Annotated in this window: 18 protein-coding genes and 1 pseudogene; 17 read left to right on the forward strand and 2 right to left on the reverse strand. The window is 63.8% G+C overall.

Annotated features, from left to right (window positions below):
- The first annotated feature begins 38 nt into the window (after positions 1–38).
- From ACSFBL_RS22660 to aroQ, 4 genes are all read left to right on the forward strand, one after another.
- The gene (locus tag ACSFBL_RS22660; protein WP_435518072.1) at positions 39–1,049 is read left to right on the forward strand and encodes a TRAP transporter substrate-binding protein; all 1,011 of its coding nucleotides are present in this window, start codon (positions 39–41) and stop codon (positions 1,047–1,049) included.
- Positions 1,050–1,076: 27 nt separating this feature from the next.
- On the forward strand, positions 1,077–1,631 hold the full coding sequence (locus tag ACSFBL_RS22665; RefSeq protein WP_435518073.1) for a TRAP transporter small permease: 555 nt from the start codon (positions 1,077–1,079) through the stop codon (positions 1,629–1,631).
- 16 nt (positions 1,632–1,647) lie between these two features.
- On the forward strand, positions 1,648–2,934 hold the full coding sequence (locus ACSFBL_RS22670; RefSeq protein ID WP_435518074.1) for a TRAP transporter large permease: 1,287 nt from the start codon (positions 1,648–1,650) through the stop codon (positions 2,932–2,934).
- A gap of 80 nt (positions 2,935–3,014) precedes the next feature.
- Positions 3,015–3,467 (forward strand): type II 3-dehydroquinate dehydratase, encoded by a 453-nt coding sequence (aroQ, locus tag ACSFBL_RS22675; RefSeq protein WP_435518075.1) that lies wholly within the window; start codon positions 3,015–3,017, stop codon positions 3,465–3,467.
- A gap of 29 nt (positions 3,468–3,496) precedes the next feature.
- Here aroQ and ACSFBL_RS22680 read toward each other — a convergent pair whose 3' ends face one another.
- A complete protein-coding gene (locus tag ACSFBL_RS22680) occupies positions 3,497–4,408 on the reverse strand; it encodes a LysR family transcriptional regulator (protein WP_435518076.1) in 912 nt (303 codons plus the stop codon).
- Between the two features lie 131 nt (positions 4,409–4,539).
- Here ACSFBL_RS22680 and ACSFBL_RS22685 point away from each other — a divergent pair, with 131 nt between their 5' ends.
- From ACSFBL_RS22685 to ACSFBL_RS22710, 6 genes and pseudogenes are all read left to right on the forward strand, one after another.
- Positions 4,540–5,496 carry a hydroxymethylglutaryl-CoA lyase gene (locus tag ACSFBL_RS22685; protein WP_435518077.1) on the forward strand — a complete coding sequence of 319 codons (957 nt, stop codon included), beginning with the start codon at positions 4,540–4,542 and terminating at the stop codon, positions 5,494–5,496.
- A 30-nt stretch (positions 5,497–5,526) separates the two neighbouring features.
- On the forward strand, positions 5,527–6,681 hold the full coding sequence (locus ACSFBL_RS22690; RefSeq protein ID WP_435518078.1) for a CaiB/BaiF CoA transferase family protein: 1,155 nt from the start codon (positions 5,527–5,529) through the stop codon (positions 6,679–6,681).
- Between the two features lie 32 nt (positions 6,682–6,713).
- Positions 6,714–7,694: a Bug family tripartite tricarboxylate transporter substrate binding protein gene (locus ACSFBL_RS22695; RefSeq protein WP_435518079.1), complete on the forward strand. Its 981-nt coding sequence runs from the start codon at positions 6,714–6,716 to the stop codon at positions 7,692–7,694.
- A gap of 27 nt (positions 7,695–7,721) precedes the next feature.
- Positions 7,722–7,907: pseudogene (locus ACSFBL_RS22700) on the forward strand (gamma carbonic anhydrase family protein); the annotation flags it as partial.
- Positions 7,908–8,057: 150 nt separating this feature from the next.
- Entirely contained in the window at positions 8,058–9,143 is a 1,086-nt protein-coding gene (gene hppD, locus ACSFBL_RS22705) for a 4-hydroxyphenylpyruvate dioxygenase (protein ID WP_435518080.1), read from the forward strand.
- Positions 9,144–9,287: 144 nt separating this feature from the next.
- On the forward strand, positions 9,288–10,724 hold the full coding sequence (locus ACSFBL_RS22710) for an MFS transporter (RefSeq protein ID WP_435518081.1): 1,437 nt from the start codon (positions 9,288–9,290) through the stop codon (positions 10,722–10,724).
- Positions 10,725–10,879: 155 nt separating this feature from the next.
- Here the strand turns inward: ACSFBL_RS22710 and ACSFBL_RS22715 are convergent, their stop codons facing one another.
- Positions 10,880–11,737 carry a helix-turn-helix domain-containing protein gene (locus tag ACSFBL_RS22715; RefSeq protein ID WP_435518082.1) on the reverse strand — a complete coding sequence of 286 codons (858 nt, stop codon included), beginning with the start codon at positions 11,735–11,737 and terminating at the stop codon, positions 10,880–10,882.
- Between the two features lie 225 nt (positions 11,738–11,962).
- On the opposite strand from ACSFBL_RS22715, the gene ACSFBL_RS22720 reads away from it, so the two are divergent.
- From ACSFBL_RS22720 to ACSFBL_RS22750, 7 genes are all read left to right on the forward strand, one after another.
- Positions 11,963–12,832, forward strand: a complete 870-nt coding sequence (locus tag ACSFBL_RS22720; RefSeq protein WP_435518083.1) for a fumarylacetoacetate hydrolase family protein — start codon at positions 11,963–11,965, stop codon at positions 12,830–12,832.
- An 11-nt stretch (positions 12,833–12,843) separates the two neighbouring features.
- Complete coding sequence (locus ACSFBL_RS22725) at positions 12,844–13,626, forward strand: alpha/beta fold hydrolase (protein ID WP_435518084.1); 783 nt, start codon at positions 12,844–12,846, stop codon at positions 13,624–13,626.
- Positions 13,627–13,690: 64 nt separating this feature from the next.
- Entirely contained in the window at positions 13,691–15,031 is a 1,341-nt protein-coding gene (locus ACSFBL_RS22730) for a metal-dependent hydrolase family protein (protein ID WP_435518085.1), read from the forward strand.
- A 291-nt stretch (positions 15,032–15,322) separates the two neighbouring features.
- Positions 15,323–16,699, forward strand: a complete 1,377-nt coding sequence (locus tag ACSFBL_RS22735; protein WP_435518086.1) for an MFS transporter — start codon at positions 15,323–15,325, stop codon at positions 16,697–16,699.
- Between the two features lie 89 nt (positions 16,700–16,788).
- A complete protein-coding gene (locus ACSFBL_RS22740) occupies positions 16,789–17,757 on the forward strand; it encodes a LysR substrate-binding domain-containing protein (protein ID WP_435518087.1) in 969 nt (322 codons plus the stop codon).
- A 108-nt stretch (positions 17,758–17,865) separates the two neighbouring features.
- Positions 17,866–18,438, forward strand: coding sequence for a carboxymuconolactone decarboxylase family protein (locus ACSFBL_RS22745; RefSeq protein WP_435518088.1), 573 nt, complete (start codon positions 17,866–17,868; stop codon positions 18,436–18,438).
- Positions 18,435–19,268 carry an amidohydrolase family protein gene (locus tag ACSFBL_RS22750; protein ID WP_435518089.1) on the forward strand — a complete coding sequence of 278 codons (834 nt, stop codon included), beginning with the start codon at positions 18,435–18,437 and terminating at the stop codon, positions 19,266–19,268. The genes ACSFBL_RS22745 and ACSFBL_RS22750 overlap by 4 nt, the downstream gene beginning before the upstream one ends.
- Positions 19,269–19,272: the final 4 nt, after the last annotated feature.

The following is a 19,272-nucleotide window of genomic DNA, read 5'->3' on the forward strand; positions in this document are numbered from 1 at the left end:
CCATGGCCCGAATCATTCCCACCACCAAAGGAGACCTCATGGCATCGAAACTCTTGAAGCTGGCTGGCAGTCTTGCACTGCTCGTCGCCGCCACGCTCGTCCAGGCACAGGACATCCAGGAACGGACAATCCGGTTCGGACATCTGAACAACACCGACCACCCCACCAGTTGGGGCGTGAAGAAATTCGCCGAGCTGGTGGCAGCCAAGAGTGGCGGCAAGATCACGGTCAAGGAATTCGCCAGCAGCCAACTCGGCAACGAACTCCAGCAGCAATCCGCGCTGCAGGGCGGGGTGCAGGAGATGCTCGTGGCGTCCACCACCTCGCTGACCGGCGTCGTCAAAGAATTCGGACTGTTCGACTTCCCGTTCCTGTTCAGCAATGGCCAGCAGGCCGATGCGATGGTCGACGGCCCGCTGGGCAAGATGCTAAGCGCCAAGCTGGCGGACAAGGGCATTGTCATCCTGGGGTTCTTCGACCTCGGTTTCCGCAACGTCACCAACAGCAAGCGGCCGATCACCAAGGGCGAAGACCTGGATGGACTGAAGCTCCGCGTCATCCCGAATCCGGTGTTCCTGGAGACCTTCAAGACCTTCAAGGCGAATCCGCTGCCAATGCCCTTTGCCGAGCTCTATAACGCCCTCGAAAGCAAGGCGGTGGATGGCCAGGAAAACCCATACTCGGTGATCCTGTCGAGCAAGTTCTACGAGGTCCAGAAGTACGTCAGTGGTACCAACCACGTGTATGCGACCAACCCGGTCCAGATCAGCAAGCGCTTCTGGGACAAGTTGTCGCCCGCCGAGCACAAGCTGCTGCAGGAAGCCGCCACGGAAGCCCAGGCCTACCAGCGCACGGCAAGCCGCGAAGCCGCGGGCAAGGCACTGACCGAACTCCAGGCCAAGGGCATGACGTACAACGCCGTCGCACCGGCCGAGGTGGCCCGCATGCGCGCCGAGGTCAAGCCGGTCTACGACAAGTTCTCCGCTTCGTACGACCCGGCCGTCATGACCCTGTTCAAGAGCGAAATGGAACGAGTCTCCAAGTTCTGATTCCGTGAGTCCCGTTGAGGAGCAGGCATGGTTAAGCTGATCGATTCCTTCTGTCGGGCGGTCACCGCCCTGATGGCAGTGGCGCTCATGGTCATGGTGGCGCTGGTCTTCGGCAACGTCGTGCTGCGCTACGTCTTCAATTCATCGATCACGCAGTCCGAGGAAATCTCGCGCTGGCTGTTTGTGTGGATCACGTTCATGGGCTGTGTGGTCGCGCTGCGCGAGCACACCCACCTGGGCACCGACGCCCTGGTGTCGCGTCTTCCGCCCATGGGCAAGAAGATCTGCCTTGTGCTGGGGCATCTGACCATGCTGTACGTCTGCTACCTGGTGTTCAGGGGCGCGTTGGAACAGACCGTCATCAACATGGACGTGCTGGCACCTTCCACCCAGTTGCCGATGGCTGTATTGCACTCGGCTGGCGTGGCCTTCGCGGTCTGCGCAGGCATCGTGCTGCTGCTGGACCTGTGGCTGCTCTTCACCGGCCACATGGAAGACGCCGACCTGGTGATGGTCCAGGAGTCCGAAGATCTGGCAGCCCTCAACCGGCCGCAGGGCGACAACGGCACCCAACAACACTGATCCCGCGCGAGCCACCATGACACTCACCATCTTCCTCGGATCCCTGTTGCTGGCGATGGCAATCGGCATTCCGATCTCGTTCGCGCTGCTGGTCAGCGGCGTGGCGCTGATGTGGCACCTCGACATGTTCGAGGCACAGATCCTGGCGCAGAACCTGCTGGGCGGTGCCGACAACTACCCGCTGCTGGCCGTGCCCTTCTTCCTGCTGGCCGGCGAGATCATGAACGAGGGCGGGCTGTCGAAGCGCATCGTCGAATTCGCGATGGCCCTGGTCGGTCACATCCGGGGCGGCTTGGGCTACGTGACCATCGTCGCGTCGATCATGCTGTCGGCACTGTCGGGCAGTGCAGTGGCCGACGCCGCTGCACTGACCAGCATGCTGCTGCCGATGATGGTGGCGGCCGGCCATGCGCCGCATCGCGCTGCCGGGCTGATTGCCGCATCGGGGGTCATTGCGCCAGTTCTGCCACCGTCGATCGGCCTGGTCATCTTCGGCGTCACGGCCAACGTGTCGATCTCCAAGCTGTTCATGGCCGGCATCGCGCCCGGCCTGCTGATGGGACTTGCGTTGTGGATCACCTGGGCAATTGTTGCCCGCCACGAAGGCGTGGTGCCGCCGCCGCGCAAGCCGCTGAAAGAATTGCTGGCCACGATGCGCCGCTGCGGCTGGGCGCTGATGCTGCCAGTGATCATCCTGGTCGGTCTGCGCATGGGGGTGTTCACCCCGACCGAAGCCGGCGTGGTGGCTGCGGTCTACGCGCTGTTCGTCGCGACAGTCATCTACCGTGGCCTGAAACTGTCGCAGCTGTACGGCATCTTCAAGACCGCGGCCAAGACCACCGCAGTGGTCATGTTCCTGGTGGCCGCGGCCATGGTCTCGGCTTGGCTCATCACTGTGGCGGACCTGCCCGGAAAGGTGGTTGGCATGCTCCAACCCTTCCTCGACAGCCCCATCCTGCTGATGGTGGCGATCATGGTGCTGGTCATGATCGTCGGCACGGCGATGGACATGACGCCAACCATCCTCATCCTCACGCCGGTGCTTATGCCCGTGGTCGTCGCGGCCCACATCGACCCGGTCTACTTTGGGGTCCTGTTCATCATGAACAACGCCATCGGATTGGTCACGCCGCCGGTGGGCGTGGTGCTCAACGTGGTGGCCGGGGTCGGTCGAATGTCGATGGACACCGTGACCAAGGGCGTGATGCCGTTCATGATCGCCCAGTTCCTGATCATGTTCCTGATGGTCTTCTTTCCGTGGCTCGTCACCGGCCCAGCGAAGCTGTTCCACGGCGGCCCCTGAAGACCTGCTCGCACGCGACCGCAGGTGGCAAGACGAGATCCCCGGTATTGACGGACACAACCTATCCCGATTGAGAATTCATGACGAAGATTTTGATCCTGAATGGCCCCAACCTGAATCTGCTGGGCGAACGCGAGCCCCACATCTACGGGCACACGACGCTCGCGCAGGTCGAGGCGCGATGCAAGGCAGCCGGGGACCGTCTCGGACTCGAGGTGGACTTCAGACAGTCGAACCACGAAGGTCAACTCGTCGACTGGATTCACGAGGCGCGAAAGACCGTGGCGGGGATCGTCTTCAACCCTGCGGCATATTCGTTCACATCGATGGCAATCCTCGACGCCCTGAAGGCGTCGCAACTGCCCATCGTCGAGGTGCACATCACGAACATCCATCGTCGCGAACCGATTTATCACAAGAGCTACGTCTCACTGGCCGCGACTGGCGTCATTTGTGGACTTGGTCCGTTTGGATACGAAGCCGGCATGTCTTTCCTGGCAGAGCACCTGCAGAGTCAACTCGCTCCTCTCTGACCTGCGGCGAACTCCATCCATACAGTCGATCACGTGACGCGAGTCGTCGCAGTGACTTGAAGGTGAGTCGCCAGCGCCTTCGCAGCGGGCGAAAGCCGCTTCTCGTCTTGGAAGCAGATCGCAAACTTGCGCTGCGCCCAACGATCGGTCAGCGGGAGGACCCTCAACCCATAGGTCGATGCCACCGGCTCGACCACCTCGCGCGGAACCACGGCGATGCCCAGGTTCGCTCGCACGCAGCGCAGAGACGCATCGAATGTGGAAACGATGGCCCGGTAGCTGATGGGGCGTCCGATGATGGCTGCCGCGCGCGCGAGCATCGTATGAACCGCTGTCGATGCCGGCAGGCCGACATGGTCGTATTCGAGCGTCTCTTCGAACGCACAGCGTTTCTTGCCGGCGATTGGATGTGCCGGATTGGCGATGATTGCCAGGTTGTCGTTGCGGTAGGGCCGCGTCTGCAACCCTTCCAGGTCTGCGGCATCCCACAAGACCGCCAGCGGCGCCAAGCCTTCCCTGAGACCGCTGACGACATCACGGCTGATTGCTTCTTCGATGTCGATGCGGATCTCGCGATGCTCGGGCGCTTGCAGGAAGGCGGCAATGTCGTCCGGCAGGTATTCGGCGATGGACGAGACCGTCGCGAGGATGCGAACCTGCCCCTTGATGCCCTTGCCGAAGGCCGCCATGTCGCGAGAGACGCGATCGGCTCCGGCAAGCATCGCGCGCGCGTGCTCAAGGAGGATTGCACCCGCATCGGTGATCGCCACGCCGCGCCGATTCCTTTCGACGAGGACATTGCCCAGCATGCTTTCCAGATGCGCAATGCGCTTGCTGACGGCTGACGCGACGATGTGATGTTGTTCGGCGGCCCGGGCGATGTTTCGGGTCTCGCAGACGGCGACAAACAGGCGGAGGCTGGTGAGATCGAGGTCGTGCATGGCAATGCGGCGCGTCTGACATTCCAGATTGGAACGCTGGTCGTTCCAATCTACCGCTTTTCAGTTGAAAAAGGAATGTCTAAAGTCACTCCAAGGCGCCACACCGTGCGCCGACAGTCTGGAGACAACACATGACGCTTCCTTCCGCCCGCCTGCCGCACAGCGCAGTGATCCGCGAAGTCGGCCTGCGCGATGGCCTGCAGAGCATCGCCACGATCCTGCCGACCGCCCGGAAGATCGAATGGATCCGTACTGCCTACGAGGCCGGCCAGCGAGAGATCGAAGTCGGCTCCTTTGTCCCGGCACGCTTGCTTCCGCAATTGGCCGACACCGCTGAACTGGTGGCCTTCGCGAAGACGCTCCCCGAACTTTTTGTCTCCGTGCTGGTGCCGAACCTGCGAGGCGCCGAGAACGCCATCGCTGCCAAGGCAGACCTGATGATCGTGCCGCTCTCGGCCAGCCACGCCCATAGCCTGGCCAACCTCCGCAAGACGCCCGACGACGTGGTGGCGGAAGTGGCGCGCATCCGCGCCGCTCGCGATGCGGCAGGTTCGAAGACCTTGATCGAAGGCGGCGTGGGGACGGCATTCGGTTGCACTATCCAGGGACAGGTCGACAAGAGCGAAGTGCTGCGTCTGATGCAGGCGCTGCTGGACGCAGGTGCGGACCGCGTCAGCGTGGCCGATACCGTCGGCTACGCAGATCCCGGCATGGTGCGCGACCTGTTCGAGGACGCAGTGAAAATCGCCGGCGATCGCTTCTGGTGCGGGCACTTCCATGACACCCGCGGCCTCGGCCTGGCCAATGTCTATGCAGCACTCGAAGTCGGCGTGGCCCGCTTCGACGCCTGCCTGGCCGGCATCGGCGGCTGCCCGCACGCACCAGGTGCCAGCGGCAACGTCTCGACCGAAGACCTGGCCTACATGCTCGGCAGCATGGGCATCGCCACCGGCATCGACATCGGCAAGTTGCTCGCGCTGCGTGCGCAAGTGGCCGAATGGCTCGCCGGCGAGACCTTGCATGGCTCCCTCTGGCAGGCCGGCCTGCCCAAGACCTTCAACGCCCCCGCCCAAGCCGAATTCGTCTGATCAGCCGATCAACCAGAGAGAACCCATTTCATGACAACCGCTTCCGCAACGCTCCCCCTCGCCGGCGTCCGCGTCCTTGAATTCACCCATATGGTGATGGGCCCGACCTGCGGGATGATCCTCGCCGACCTCGGCGCCGAAGTCATCAAGGTCGAGCCTCCGGGCGGCGACAAGACCCGCAAGCTGCCCGGACTGGGCATCGGCTTCTTCCGCTCGTTCAACCGGAACAAGAAGAGCGTCGTGATCGACATCGGCACGGACGAAGGTCGTGCCACTGCCGCCGAACTCGCGGGCGAGTGCGACGTGGTCCTCGAGAACTTCCGGCCCGGCCTGATGGCCAGCTTCGGGCTCGACTACGAGACGCTGTCGAAGAAGCACCCGCGCCTGATCTACGTCACGCACAAGGGCTTCCTTCCCGGCCCTTACGAGAACCGCCTGGCGCTCGATGAAGTCGTGCAGATGATGGGAGGCCTCTCGTACATGACCGGCCCGGTCGGCCGGCCGCTGCGCGCGGGCACCTCGGTCAACGACATCATGGGCGGCATGTTCGGCGCCATCGGCGTGCTGGCGGCGCTGCGGGAACGCGACATGACCGATAAGGGCCAGGAAGTTCAGAGCGCACTCTTCGAGAACTGCGTCTTCCTGTCGTCGCAGCACATGCAGCAGTTCGCAATGACAGGCGAGCCGCCGCCGCCAATGCCCTCGCGCGTGTCGGCCTGGAGCGTGTACGACGTCTTCACGCTGGCCGACGGCGAGCAGCTCTTCATCGGCGCGGTGAGCGACAAGCAGTTCCTCACGCTGTGCCGCGTGATCGAAGCGCCTGAACTGGCCGCCGATCCAGGGCTCGCCAACAACGCGTTGCGCGTCGCCGTGCGCCCTGCACTGCTGGCCAAGCTTGGCGAAAACCTCAAGCACCATCGCGTCGAAGAACTCTCGCCCAAGCTCGAAGCGGCCGGTATTCCCTACGCGCCAATCATGCGACCCGACCAACTGGTCAACGACCCGCACCTGAAGGCCAGCGGCGGCCTGGTGCCCATGGAATGCGATGACGGCGACACGACGGACGTCGTGCTCCTTCCCCTGCTGATGGGTGGCCGACGCCCGGGCGTGCGCCATGCGCTGCCGAGCGTGGGCCAGCACACCGAGGAGATCCTCGCCGGCCTTCCCAGTCACGTTCCCGCCTAGCACCCATGGCTCGATACCTACGGAGACAAACCATGAACTTCAAGATCCAACGTCGCAGCGTGGCTGCACTCATCTGCGCAGCATTCGCATTGAGCGCAACCACCAGTTTTGCCCAACTCTCCGACAAACCACTGCGCATGGTGCTCCCGGTGAGTGCAGGCTCCGGCGTCGACACCATCATGCGGGCCGCCACGCCGTCGCTGACCAAGGCGCTCGGCGGCCAGGCTGTGGTGATCGAAAACCTCCCGGGCGCGGGCGGCATTACCGGGACCAGCGTCGTCGTTCGCGCGCCAGCCGATGGGCAGACGCTGGCTGTGGTCTCCAACAACCACGTCGTCAACCCCAGCGTCTTCAAGAAGATGCCCTTTGACGCCATCAACGACATCACGCCCATCGCGGTCGTCGGCGCAACGCCTTTTGTCCTGGTCGTGAATCCGAAGGTACCGGCCAAGAATGCCAAGGAGTTGCAGGCACTTCTGAAAGCGAAGCCGGACGGCTACAACTACGGCTCTTCGGGCAACGGCACGATCCTTCATCTGGGCGGAGCGATGTTTCTGGATGCCGCCGACGTCCAGGCGCGCCACATTCCGTACAAGGGTGTGGGACCGATGGTGGCCGACGTCCTTGGCGGCCAGATCGAGATGGCGGTCGTGGCCGTCCCCGCCGTGCAAGGCCAGTTGAAAAGCGGCGCCCTGCGCGCCATCGGCGTGATGGGCAGGAACCGCGTTCCGTCACTTCCCGACGTGCCGACCATGGCCGAGCAAGGCTTTCCCGCTGTCGACATTGCGGGTTGGTTCGCCGTCATCGGCCCGGCCAAGATGCCGCCGGCCGAGGTCAAGCGGTTGAACGCAGCCATCGTCGCTGCCTTCAACACGCCTGAGACCAAGGACGCGATGGCCAAGCAGGAGAACATCATCAACCCGATGACGCCCGAAGCCTCGGCCCAGTACTTCAAGTCCGAGCAGGAGCGCTACGCGAAGCTGGTCAAGAAGGCCAACATCGTGGCCGACTGAGCGTCGGAAAGCACTCGAGAGACTGCCATGGCCCTCTACAGCATCGGCGGCAAGCAACCCCAAATCGCAAAGACCGCTTTGGTGGCGCCCGGCGCCCGCCTGATCGGGCAGGTCGTGCTCGGCGAGCGAGCCAGCGTCTGGTTCGGCGCGGTGATCCGTGGCGACAACGAACCCATCCGCGTCGGCGAAGCCACGAACATCCAGGAAGGCGCCGGGCGCCTGCGAAAGTGGTGCGCCAGTTGTCCGACGAAGACGTCGCGCGCTTGATGGACAGCGCCGCCAACTATGCGGAGCGCGCCGCAACCTACGGCGCCGGCCTCACGCCCGTTGAATGAGCATCACCCATTTCCAGGAAATACCCCCATGACAGATCTGTTCGAAAACCCGATGGGCCTGATGGGCTTCGAGTTCGTCGAATTCGCCTCGCCCACGCCCCAGACGCTGGAGCCCTTCTTCGAGAAGCTCGGCTTCACGCTCGTGGCCAGGCACCGTTCCAAGGACGTGGTCCTCTATCGCCAGGGCGACATCAACTTCATCGTCAACCGCGAGCCGAACAGTCCCGCGGCGTACTTCGCAGCCGAGCACGGCCCTTCGGCCTGCGGCATGGCGTTTCGGGTCAGGGATTCGCACAAGGCCTATGCACGGGCGCTCGAACTCGGCGCGCAGCCGATCGAGATCGCCACCGGCCCGATGGAGCTGCGCCTGCCGGCCATCAAGGGCATCGGCGGCGCGCCGCTCTACCTCATCGACCGCTTCGAGGATGGCAAGTCGATCTACGACATCGACTTCGAATTCATCGAAGGCGTGGACCGTCATCCGGCCGGCCACGGCCTGAAGCTGATCGACCACCTCACGCACAACGTCTACCGCGGCCGCATGACCTTCTGGGCCAATTTCTACGAGAAGCTCTTCAACTTCCGCGAGATCCGCTACTTCGACATCCAGGGCGAATACACGGGCCTGACCTCGAAGGCGCTGACCGCGCCCGACGGCAAGATCCGCATCCCGCTGAACGAGGAGTCCTCCAAGGGCTCGGGCCAGATCGAGGAGTTCCTGATGAAGTTCAACGGCGAGGGCATCCAGCACATCGCGCTTCTCAGCGACAACCTGATCGACACCATCGACCAGTTGGGCCTTGCCGGCGTTCCGCTGATGACCGCACCCAACGACGTGTACTACGAAATGCTCGAGACCCGCCTGCCGGACCATGGCGAGCAGGTTGGCGAACTACAGGCACGCGGCATCCTGCTGGACGGCACCACCGAAGGCGGCACCCCGCGCCTGCTGCTGCAGATCTTCTCGGAGACGGCGTTCGGTGGTCCGGTGTTCTTCGAGTTCATCCAGCGCAAGGGCGACTACAGCGAGGGCTTCGGCGAAGGCAACTTCAAGGCCCTCTTCCAGTCGATCGAGCGCGACCAGGTGCGCCGCGGCGTCCTGCAGACGGACTGAGTCCGTGCCAGGCCCGCGGGGAGCGGGCCAATCGAGAAGTGTGAGTTCACGCGACAGGCTTCCGCCGAAGGAGTCGTCGCGCCCCGTCGATTCGCGAGAAGCTGATTTTGCGGACCGCCTTTCTTTCCGGTTCCAGGAGACAAAATGTCCACGTCGATCACAGCCCATCCGGGATTGGGAGCTTCGGCCCCCTCCTCCGCCGCAGGGTCCGCTGCAGGCATCACTTCGAGGATGGATCGCCTTCCAACTACGGCACATCTGTGGCGCCTGGTATTCCTGATTTCGCTTGGCGGCTTCTTCGAGGTCTATGACCTCATCTTCACCGGCTACATTGCGCCCGGCATGGCCAAGAGCGGCGTGCTGGCCACGACCACCGAGACCTTCTTCGGCTTCCAGGGCATAGGCGGATTCATCGCAGCCACTTTCGCCGGCCTGTTCGTCGGCACTTTCTTCCTCGGATTCCTGCCCGACAAGTACGGCCGCAAGGCAGTCTTCACTTATTCGCTGCTTTGGTACTGCATCGGCTCCGCGATCATGGCCTTCCAGAGCGGCGGCGAAGGCATCGTGTTCTGGCGCTTCATCACCGGCATCGGCGTCGGCGTGGAGATTGTCACCATCGACTCCTACATCACCGAGCTCGTGCCTCAGCACATGCGCGGCCGCGCCATGGCTTTCAACCAGACGGTGATGTTCGCCGCCGCGCCGGTCGCCGCCATCCTCTCTTTCTGGCTGGTACCGATTGCGCCCTTTGGCATCGACGGCTGGCGCTGGGTAGTGCTCCTCGGTTGCATCGGCGCGATCGCCGTCTGGTTCATTCGCCGTGCAGTGCCTCAGAGCCCGCGCTGGTTGGCACTCAAGGGACGGGCGGACGACGCCGACCGCGTGCTGAAGGTGATCGAGGCCAAGGTCCAGGCGCAGTACGGCAAGCCGTTGCCTCCGCCGGTGCTGGCGAAGGTCCAGACGAGGCCCGCGACCAGCACGTTCAAGGAGCTCTGGCAGCCGCCTTACCGCTCGCGCATGATCATGCTGCTGGTCTTCAACTTCTTCCAGGCCATCGGTTACTACGGCTTCGCAAACTGGGTGCCCACGCTCCTGATCGGCCAGGGTATCGAGGTGACGAAGAGCCTGCTCTACTCGTTCGTCATCGCCTTCGCCTTGCCGATGGGTCCCTTGCTCGCCATGAGCATCGCCGACAAGGTCCAGCGCAAGTGGCTCATCGTCGTGCCTGCCCTGTGCGTCGTCGTGTTCGGCATTCTGTTCGGCCAGATGAGGGATCCGCTGCTTCTGATCATCTTCGGAGTCCTGATCAGCCTGTCCGGCCAGATCATCTCGGCCAGCTATCACGCCTACCAGTCGGAACTCTTTCCTACCGGCGTGCGCTGTCGCGCCAATGGCTTCGTCTACTCCGCGAGCCGGGTCGGCGCGATGCTCTCCGGCTTCCTCATCGCCTTCCTGCTGCGCGACTTCGGCGTGGTCGGGGTGTTCGCAGGCATCACGGGCTGCATGCTGGTGGTGGTGATCTCGATCGGCCTTTTCGGCCCCAAGACCAACGGAGTGTCCCTTGAGGAGCTCTCGCATTGACGCAGGAAGAGACCATCATGGACAGGTACCAGTCAGGCTTCGCCAACGAGTTCGCAACGGAAGCGCTCCCCGGCGAGACACTTACCACCGACACCGCGCACGACGCGAGCTTGCAGTTGATGCGGCTTCCCCGAAGTTCGGCCGGCAGGACAGCCCTACAACTGCTCCCTGGGGACGCCGGTAACGGTCACAGGCGACGGATCGCGCGCCGCCCGCTTGAAGATCGACGGCGAGACGCCGGTGTGCTCCTTGAAAAAGCGCGAAAAATTGCCTGGCGCTGAAAAACCGAGATCCATCGCCACCTCGGTCAGCGCGCCGCCTTCGGCAACGCGGCGCATGGCTTCCTCGACCCGCACGCCGCTCCAGAACACCTGAGGCGTCGTGTTGAGCTGGTCGCGAAAGAGAGCGAAGAAGTGCGCGCGCGACAGTCCGACCTTTGCAGCGATCTCATCGATGGTCGTGATCTCGGCAACGTGTTCACGCATGTGGGCAATGGCGCTGCGCAGCCGATGGTCAAGCATCACGCCAACGGAACTCGCAGGCGATTCGGCGCCACCAGTGGTCGAAGCCGCAATGGCCGCCTCAAGAAGCCGCTCGACTTCGTCGTCGATGGCCGGGCGGGACTTGTCGGCGGAGATGATCAGGTCGAGCACCCGCCAGCACGAGCGGCGCATTGCGGAGCTGATGGGAACGCGCGGCGAAGGAAATCGAAAGTTGCGTCCGGTTGCGCTGCCCAGCGCGTCGAGCCACTGCTTGGAAATCATGAAGACGAGGAAGAGGCAGGAGCCGTTGCCTTCCATCACCATATCGTGCGCCTCGAACGCGTTGACGCCGAGCGCGACGTTCTCGCCGTAGGGCACAACCTCGGTGCCCACGTTGGCGACCGCGCGATTCCCGCCGAGCCACATTGCCAATTGCGATTCGGAGTGGGCGTGCGACACCAGGTTGACGCGCGATTCGAGAACGATCGCCGTGCCAAAAGCTCCCTCGTGCAGCGCGTACGCCTCCGCCATGTTTCAGATCCTTCCAGGGTGGGGTTGACGGTGCAATTGTTCGCCCTGGCGAGCCCTGATTTGACGGCCACCCGGGTAAGTACCTAGCACTGCACCGGACTCCCTGATACGTCACTGGATTCGTCGATAAGCGCCGAAAGCCTTGCGTTTCTAAAGTTGCTCCATCCCCGCGGCACCTTGATCGGAGTCGCAATCCGCAGAGAGAAATCACAGGAGCAAACTGAAATGCGCATCGCAACTTACATCGCCGACGGCACCCGCCGTGTAGGACTTGTTTCCGACGACGGCCTGACCATTCGACCGCTTGACCTGACGCCGCAGCAAGCGGCTGTGGGTGCCCTGAGCATCATCGAATCCATGGCAGAAGGCGCGGCGGCGCCGATCGCGACCGGCGCTGCCGTCAAGGTGGCGGATGTCGCCCTGGACGCTCCTCTGCCCAAGCCCAGGCGCAACGTCTGGTGCGTCGGCCGCAACTACCACGCCCACGCCAAGGAACTCTCGGCCTCCGTCTTCAAGGACAGCGGCGCGAAGACCGACGAGTGGCCCATCGTCTTCACCAAGGTGCCCGAATGCGTGGTCGGCCCGCACGACGACGTGCTGGTCCCCAGCGAGATCTCGACGCAGATCGACTACGAAGCCGAACTCGCCGTGGTCATCGGCAAGGGCGGCAAGAACATCACGCGCGCCGCAGCGATGGAGCATGTGTTCGGCTACACGGTCGTCAATGACGTGACGGCGCGCGACGTGCAGGTGCGCCATAGCCAATGGGACATGGGCAAGTCCTTCGACACCTTCTGCCCGATGGGCCCGTGGATCGTGACGGCCGACGAGTTCGACGGCGCCAGGACCCGCGTGCGCTGCTGGGTCAACGGCGAGTTGCGCCAGGACGGCCCGACCGAGAACATGATCTTCGACATCCCGACCCTGATCGAGACGATCTCGCGCGGCATCACGCTGTATCCGGGCGATGTCATCGCCACGGGAACGCCCGCCGGCGTGGGCATGGGCATGTCGCCGCCACGCTATCTGAAGGCGGGCGACGTGGTGCGCGTCGAGATCGATCGCCTGGGTGCGATCGAGAACAAGTTCGTCTGAGGCGGCGCGCGATGACCACACAACTCATCAACGGGCTGGCCGTCGAGATCGACGGCAACGGCGAGGCGCTGCTGTGCATCCACGGCCTCGGCGGTTCGTCGAACACCTGGACGCCATTGCTGGCTGGTCTGTCGGATTTCAGAGTGATCCGCCCAGACCTGCCTGGAAGCGCACGTTCGCCGCTGCTTGCGGACCCGCTGTCGATCGAACGCTATGCCGCATCGCTCGAAGCCTTGCTTGCCGAACTGGGCGTCGAGTCGGTCCACGTGATGGCGCACTCGCTCGGCACCGTCGTTGCGCAACATCTGGCCGTACGCAACCCCGGCAAGATCAAGTCGCTCGCGCTGTTCGGCCCGCTGGTTGCGCCGCCCGATGCGGCCCGGCCGAACATCGTGGCGCGTGCCGCGGCGGCGCGTGGCGGTGCGGCAGCCATGCAGGAGATTGCCGACGCCATCGTCAAGGCCGCCACCAGCCCGGAGACGAAGGCCGAGCAACCCGCCGTGCTGGCACTGGTGCGCGAAAGCGTGATGCGCCAACTGCCCGAAGGCTATGCGCAGAGTTGCGAGGCATTGGCCGCGGCCCAGTCGGCGGAAATCGAGCGCATCGGCGTGCCGACCTTGCTCGTCACCGGCGACCAGGACGGCGTCGCGCCGCCCGCCAATGTGGCCGCCATGACAGCGCGCATCACCGGATCGCACCAAGTGGTCTTCGATGGCTGCGGCCACTGGACGACCTTCGAGAAGCCGCAACGCTGCATGCAGGAACTCGAGCAGTTCTACGCATCGCTGCGCTGATTTCCCTTTTCTCAGCATCTTTCATCAACCCATTTCCGGCACCACGGGCCGGAGGAGACAAGCCATGACCCGCATCGCATTCACCAACGTCCGCATCTTCGACGGCACGGGCGAAGACACCTACACCGGCGACGTGCTCGTCGAAGGCAAGCGCATCGTCGAGGTGGCCCGCGCGCCCAATCGCGTGAGCACCGACGACGCCCGCGTCATCAACGGACGGGGCCGCTTCCTCATGCCCGGCATGACCGAGGCCCACACGCATTTCTCGTGGAACGACCAGCCCAGCCTGGCGGCCATCCAGTTCATGCCGCCGGAGGAGCACATTCTTTGGTGCGTGCGGGTGGCCAAGCGCTACCTTGACATGGGCTGGACGTCCGCAATCGGCGCGGCTGCTGCCAAGCCGCGGCTGGACGTCGTGCTTCGCAACGCAGTTGAGGCGGGTGAGTTTCCGGGCCCGCGCTATCTCGCCGGCAGCCAGGAAATCACAACCATCGGGGCGTTGGGTGACAACACGCTGCCTCACATGGACTTCGAGGAATTGAGCTTCGGGAGCGTCTGCAGTGGGCCGGAGGAGATTCGTCGCTCTGCGCGCAAGTTCATCAAGTACGGCGTCGATCACCTCAAGATCAACTTGTCCGGCGAGTACATCGCCGGCCTGCCGGCGGAGATGTCGCCATTCTCGGAGGAAGAAGTGGCAATGCTTTCGCGGGAAGCCAAACGCTACGGCAAGCGCATGGCCGCTCACGCGCGGTCAAGCGAATCGGTCAAGCAGTGTGTCCGCCACGGCATCGAGATGGTCTACCACGCGAGTTTTGCGGACGAGGAAGCTCTAGACATGCTCGAGGCGGCCAAGGACAAGCACTTTGTCGCTCCGGGTATCGGCTGGCTCATCCGCACCACCTACAACGCCGCCGAGTACGGCATCACCGAGGCCGTCGCGACGCAGATGGGCTACAAGCGCGAGTTGGAGATCGCCTCGGCATCGCTGCGCAAGATGCACCAGCGCGGCATCCGCATCCTGCCGGGCGGCGATTACGGCTTTGCGTGGATGCCGCACGGCACCAACGCCAATGACCTGCAGTACTTCGTGGACTACATCGGCATGACGCCCAAGGAAGCATTGCTGGCAGCGACGAAGCTGGGCGGCCAGATCATGCTGCGCCCGGATGAACTCGGCCAGTTGAAGGCGGGCTTCCTGGCAGACATCGTGCTGGTGGATGGCAATCCGCTGGAGGATCTTTCGCTCCTGACCGATCCGGCGAAGATCCAGCTCGTGATGAAGGATGGCGTGATCTACAAGGATTGCGCGACCCCCGTACCTGCGGAGGCTGCGCTGCATCTGGAAGGGGCCGACTTTCCGCTTCGTGAGGAGGGTGTCAAGGAGGCGCTGGCTGAAATGCATTGAGCGAAAGACCAGCGAACGGGGCGGCGTCTCGTTGGTAAGCGTGCTGAATCCATCGACGATGCCGGCGGGGGCACTGTTGGCTGGGATCCAGCCCGTCGCACTGCGTGCAACCCGACCTCGTGATTGAACCGACGCTCTCATAGCAGCTATGCGGCTCGCGCAATGTCTTGCGGCCGTTCGATCGCCAGAATTCAGCGAACCAACTAGGCAGTCACACGGTTGGCCAAGTAGAGACCCTTTCGACGTGACTGGCAACGGTCGCGCCGATCGGGCCTACAACGGAGACAACCCATGAGCAGCCAACAGGCGCACCCGCGTCCATCGAATGCCGGCGACGATGTGCGCCCGCAGTCGCAGAACATCGATGCGGACGCCGTGTACCGGAAGGTGCTTCTGCACCTGCTTCCGATGCTGGTGATCGTCTACATCATTGCCTACATCGACCGCTCGAACGTCGGCTTTGCCAAGCTCGGGTTCATGCGGGATCTGAATTTTTCCGACACGGTTTTCGGTATCGGCGCAGGCGTTTTCTATGCCGGCTACATGATCTTCGAAATACCCAGCAATCTCATGCTGGCGAAGATCGGATTCAGGAAGACGCTGCTGCGCATCATGCTGCTCTGGGCCGCCTGTTCGGTGCTGCTGGCCATCATGACGAGTCCCAATTCGTACTACTTCGCGCGCTTCGTGCTGGGGGCCGCGGAGGCCGGACTGTTCCCGGGGGTGTTGCTCTATCTGACCTACTGGGTGCCGGCTGCAAGGCGGGCGAGCTTCACCGCGGTGTTCATGGCTGCGATTCCGCTGTCGGGTGTCATCAGCGGGCCGTTGTCCGGGATGATCATGCACAGCATGGACGGCTGGCACGGACTCAAGGGATGGCAGTGGCTGTTCCTCATCGAAGGTGCACCGGCGCTGCTCTTCGCCATCGTCGTGTTTTTCTTCCTGAAGGACACACCGGCCTCCGCGACATGGCTCAGCGCGCGGGAGCGCGACCTGATCGAAGCCGACCTCGAAGCGGACCGCAACAGGACCGGCGGCGGCGGGCACCATTCGTTCATGGACGCATTGCGCTCTCCGCGCTTTTACCTCCTCGTGGGCATGGGCGTCGCGCTGCTGGCCAGCGCATCGAACATCTCCTTCTGGCTGCCCACGATCATTCAACGCTCCGGCGTCACGAGCACCTGGACCATTGGCCTGATGGCCATGGCGCCCTACGTCGTCGGTGTGGTTGCGCAGCAATGGGTAGCCCGCCGCTCCGACGTGCGCGATGAACGCCGCTGGCATGCCGCCGCCTGCGCCACGGTTTCCGCCTTGGGCTGGATGCTGCTGCCGATGGTTTCGAGCAATCCGGCCCTGTCGCTGCTCGCGCTGATTGCGACCGCCGCTGGCACATTCGCTGCTATGGGTCCTTTCTGGTCGATGCCTGCGCTCTACCTGAGCGCCAAGGCTGCACCCGGCGGCATCGCGCTGATCAGCACGCTCGCGGGAGTCGGGAGTCTGATCAGTCCCGTGATCATCGGGTGGCTGAATGAATACACCAGGACGCTCGCAGCAGGACAGTACTACCTTGCGGCACTGATGATCGTCGGCGCCGTCACCGTGGTCGCGATCGGGCACCACAACAGCAATCGCGCGGCCCGCCGCCCACGACTCAGGGCGATGGCCTGATCAGAGCTCCGAACCAAGGGAAAGCCGGCATTCGGCTGCCGCTCGCACGCGGGACAATCGCGCGTATCCAACGATGCGAGCAAAGTCCCATGCAGTCCGGCAAAGCCACCCAGATCCAGCTCGACATCACATCCGATCTGCAGAAATGGCGCGCGTTTCTCGCGATTGCCGAACTCGGCAGCCTGACGCGCGCGGCGCTGTTTCTCGACAGCAACCAGTCGCTGTTGAGTCGTCACCTGAATGCGCTGGAACGTGAATGCAAGGCTCGCCTCTTCAACCGCACCGGGCGTGGCGTGGCGTTGTCGGATGTGGGGCAACGCATCTTCCCGTTGGTGAAGGCACTCCTTTCGGATGCGGAGCAACTCGAACTGGAAATCCACGGTGAGGCACGGGAGCCCGCCGGCCGGGTCACCATCGGGTCGCTGCCCTCGATCACCAATCCGATCGTCGGCCGCCTGTTCAAGCAGTTGCGCGATCGTCATCCCGGCATCCAGCTCAAGATCCTCGAGGGCTCCAGTGGACAGGTGGAGGAATGGTTGGCCGATGCGCGCGTCGACATCGCCATCCTCTATCGCTACGGCAACGCGCTGCACGAACTGGAGCAAGCGCTGGCCACCGTCGACAGTTACCTGATCGGCCCGGCAGGCGACCGGTTGACGAAGGCACCAGAGATTCCCTTCTCCTCCCTCCACGAGTTGCCGTTCATTCTGCCCAGCGCACCCAACGGACTGCGGACGGCGCTCGACGCCATGGCGCGTCAGGAGCACATCACGCTTGCGCCGGCGTTGGAAGCCGATTCGCTTCCGCTCATGCGATCGACGGTCGCCGAAGCCAGGCTCTACACCGTCCTGCCCATTCACGCCGTATGGACGGAGGTGCAGGAAGGCCGATTGCAAGCCGCCAGGATCGTTTCGCCGCCACTGCAACGGATCGTCTCCATGGCATTGGCGCGCACGAAGGGGCCTGGCCGGGCCGTGTCCGCTGTTGCGTCGGAGATCGTCGGGATCGTGGAAGACAGCGCACGCACCGGCATGTGGCATTTCGGCGGTCCTGCGTAGCCGCCGCCTTGCACGCGTGCGCATAGCAGCGTTGCGGAGGCTGCGCATGCGTAGCCTGCGCTTGTCCCCTAAGCTCGTCGGCAACGATCGATCACAGGAGACACCCGCATGCCAAGAATTTCCCTGCCCGCGCCTGAAACGATGAACCCCGAGCAGCGCGCCGTCTACGACAAGATCATTTCCGGCCCGCGCGGGCGCATCCAGGGTCCGCTTCGCGCCGCACTCCACAACCCGGAGCTCGCGGACAAATGGCAGGCGATCGGCGCCCTGCTGCGCTATGGCACGACCCTGCCGCCGCGGCTGTCCGAGATCGCGATCCTCGTCACCGGGCGTGCCTGTAATTCGCCTTTCGAGTGGTACGCCCACCGCGTCGAGGCAGAAAAGGCCGGCATCGAGCCGCCGATCATCGAAGCGCTTCTCGCGCAGACCGAACCGCCGGGCATGTCGGCGGACGACGCCGCCGTCTACCACTACGCGGTCGAGCTCAACCGGCACAACTCGGTTTCCGATGCGACCTATGCAGTCGCCCTCGCGCGCTTCGGCGAGCGGACCGTCGTTGAACTGACGGCGCTGGTCGGCTACTACACCATGGTCGCGATGACGCTCAACTGCCACGAGATTCCGCTGCCGGAAGGCGTGGCGCCAGCGTTCCCGTTGCCTCAAAAGGCAACGCTGCAATGAGCGACGCGTTGAGCGCGCGGCGTGCTGCCGAGGGGTGGGATTGCCACGCCCACCTGTTCGGTCCGTACGATCGCTTCCCGTTGGCGGGCGAGCGAAGCTACACGCCACCCGAAGCCATCGAGTCGGCCTATCTGGACGTGCTCGCACGACTTGGCCTTGGGCATGGCGTGCTGGTGCATCCAAGTGCCTATGGCAAGGACCATTCGCTTTTGCTGCACGCGCTGGCCGCGCAGCCAACCCTGCGCGGCGTGGTCGTGGTGCAACCGGGTGATCCACTGGCGCTTGGCGGCTTGCGTGAGCGCGGCGTGCGTGGCGCACGCTTCAGCCATCGCAGCGGCCCTGGCACCAACTTCACCGGCAGCGCGTCATTCGACGACCTGTGCGAATTGGCCCCTGCACTGGCGGACGCCGGCCTGCACGCGGAACTCTGGACGGACTGCAAGGCCTTGCCGGCCATTGCACCGCAGTTGCTGAAATTGCCCGTCCCGATCGTGATCGACCACATGGGCGGCTTCGACGTGAACGCCGGCGTCGACGATGCGGGCTTCCGCACACTGCTCGACCTGCTGGCAACCGGCAAGGTCTGGGTCAAGCTTTGCGCCTACCGCAATCTGCTCGGTGCACCCGATTGGGAAGCGGGGCGACCGTTCCAGCAAAGGATGATCGAAGCCAATCCCGAGCGCCTGGTGTGGGGTAGCGACTGGCCCCACCTGCGCGTGACGCCGGTTCCCGACTCCGGTCAATTGCTCTCGATGTTCAAGGCGTGGGCGGGCGGCGGCGTTGTTGTGGACAAGATACTGCGCAACAACCCGGAAGGCCTCTACCGATGAGAAC

It is taken from the genome of Variovorax glacialis, assembly GCF_051216375.1.
GTDB lineage: Bacteria > Pseudomonadota > Gammaproteobacteria > Burkholderiales > Burkholderiaceae_C > Variovorax.

Bases quoted from the DNA above. Each gene is read 5' to 3' on its own strand.
- ACSFBL_RS22660 (WP_435518072.1), top strand. From the start codon at position 39: ATGGCATCGAAACTCTTGAAGCTGGCTGGCAGTCTTGCACTGCTCGTC.
- ACSFBL_RS22665 (WP_435518073.1), top strand. From the start codon at position 1,077: ATGGTTAAGCTGATCGATTCCTTCTGTCGGGCGGTCACCGCCCTGATG.
- ACSFBL_RS22670 (WP_435518074.1), top strand. From the start codon at position 1,648: ATGACACTCACCATCTTCCTCGGATCCCTGTTGCTGGCGATGGCAATC.
- aroQ (WP_435518075.1), top strand. From the start codon at position 3,015: ATGACGAAGATTTTGATCCTGAATGGCCCCAACCTGAATCTGCTGGGC.
- ACSFBL_RS22680 (WP_435518076.1), bottom strand. From the start codon at position 4,408: ATGCACGACCTCGATCTCACCAGCCTCCGCCTGTTTGTCGCCGTCTGC.
- ACSFBL_RS22685 (WP_435518077.1), top strand. From the start codon at position 4,540: ATGACGCTTCCTTCCGCCCGCCTGCCGCACAGCGCAGTGATCCGCGAA.
- ACSFBL_RS22690 (WP_435518078.1), top strand. From the start codon at position 5,527: ATGACAACCGCTTCCGCAACGCTCCCCCTCGCCGGCGTCCGCGTCCTT.
- ACSFBL_RS22695 (WP_435518079.1), top strand. From the start codon at position 6,714: ATGAACTTCAAGATCCAACGTCGCAGCGTGGCTGCACTCATCTGCGCA.
- hppD (WP_435518080.1), top strand. From the start codon at position 8,058: ATGACAGATCTGTTCGAAAACCCGATGGGCCTGATGGGCTTCGAGTTC.
- ACSFBL_RS22710 (WP_435518081.1), top strand. From the start codon at position 9,288: ATGTCCACGTCGATCACAGCCCATCCGGGATTGGGAGCTTCGGCCCCC.
- ACSFBL_RS22715 (WP_435518082.1), bottom strand. From the start codon at position 11,737: ATGGCGGAGGCGTACGCGCTGCACGAGGGAGCTTTTGGCACGGCGATC.
- ACSFBL_RS22720 (WP_435518083.1), top strand. From the start codon at position 11,963: ATGCGCATCGCAACTTACATCGCCGACGGCACCCGCCGTGTAGGACTT.
- ACSFBL_RS22725 (WP_435518084.1), top strand. From the start codon at position 12,844: ATGACCACACAACTCATCAACGGGCTGGCCGTCGAGATCGACGGCAAC.
- ACSFBL_RS22730 (WP_435518085.1), top strand. From the start codon at position 13,691: ATGACCCGCATCGCATTCACCAACGTCCGCATCTTCGACGGCACGGGC.
- ACSFBL_RS22735 (WP_435518086.1), top strand. From the start codon at position 15,323: ATGAGCAGCCAACAGGCGCACCCGCGTCCATCGAATGCCGGCGACGAT.
- ACSFBL_RS22740 (WP_435518087.1), top strand. From the start codon at position 16,789: ATGCAGTCCGGCAAAGCCACCCAGATCCAGCTCGACATCACATCCGAT.
- ACSFBL_RS22745 (WP_435518088.1), top strand. From the start codon at position 17,866: ATGCCAAGAATTTCCCTGCCCGCGCCTGAAACGATGAACCCCGAGCAG.
- ACSFBL_RS22750 (WP_435518089.1), top strand. From the start codon at position 18,435: ATGAGCGACGCGTTGAGCGCGCGGCGTGCTGCCGAGGGGTGGGATTGC.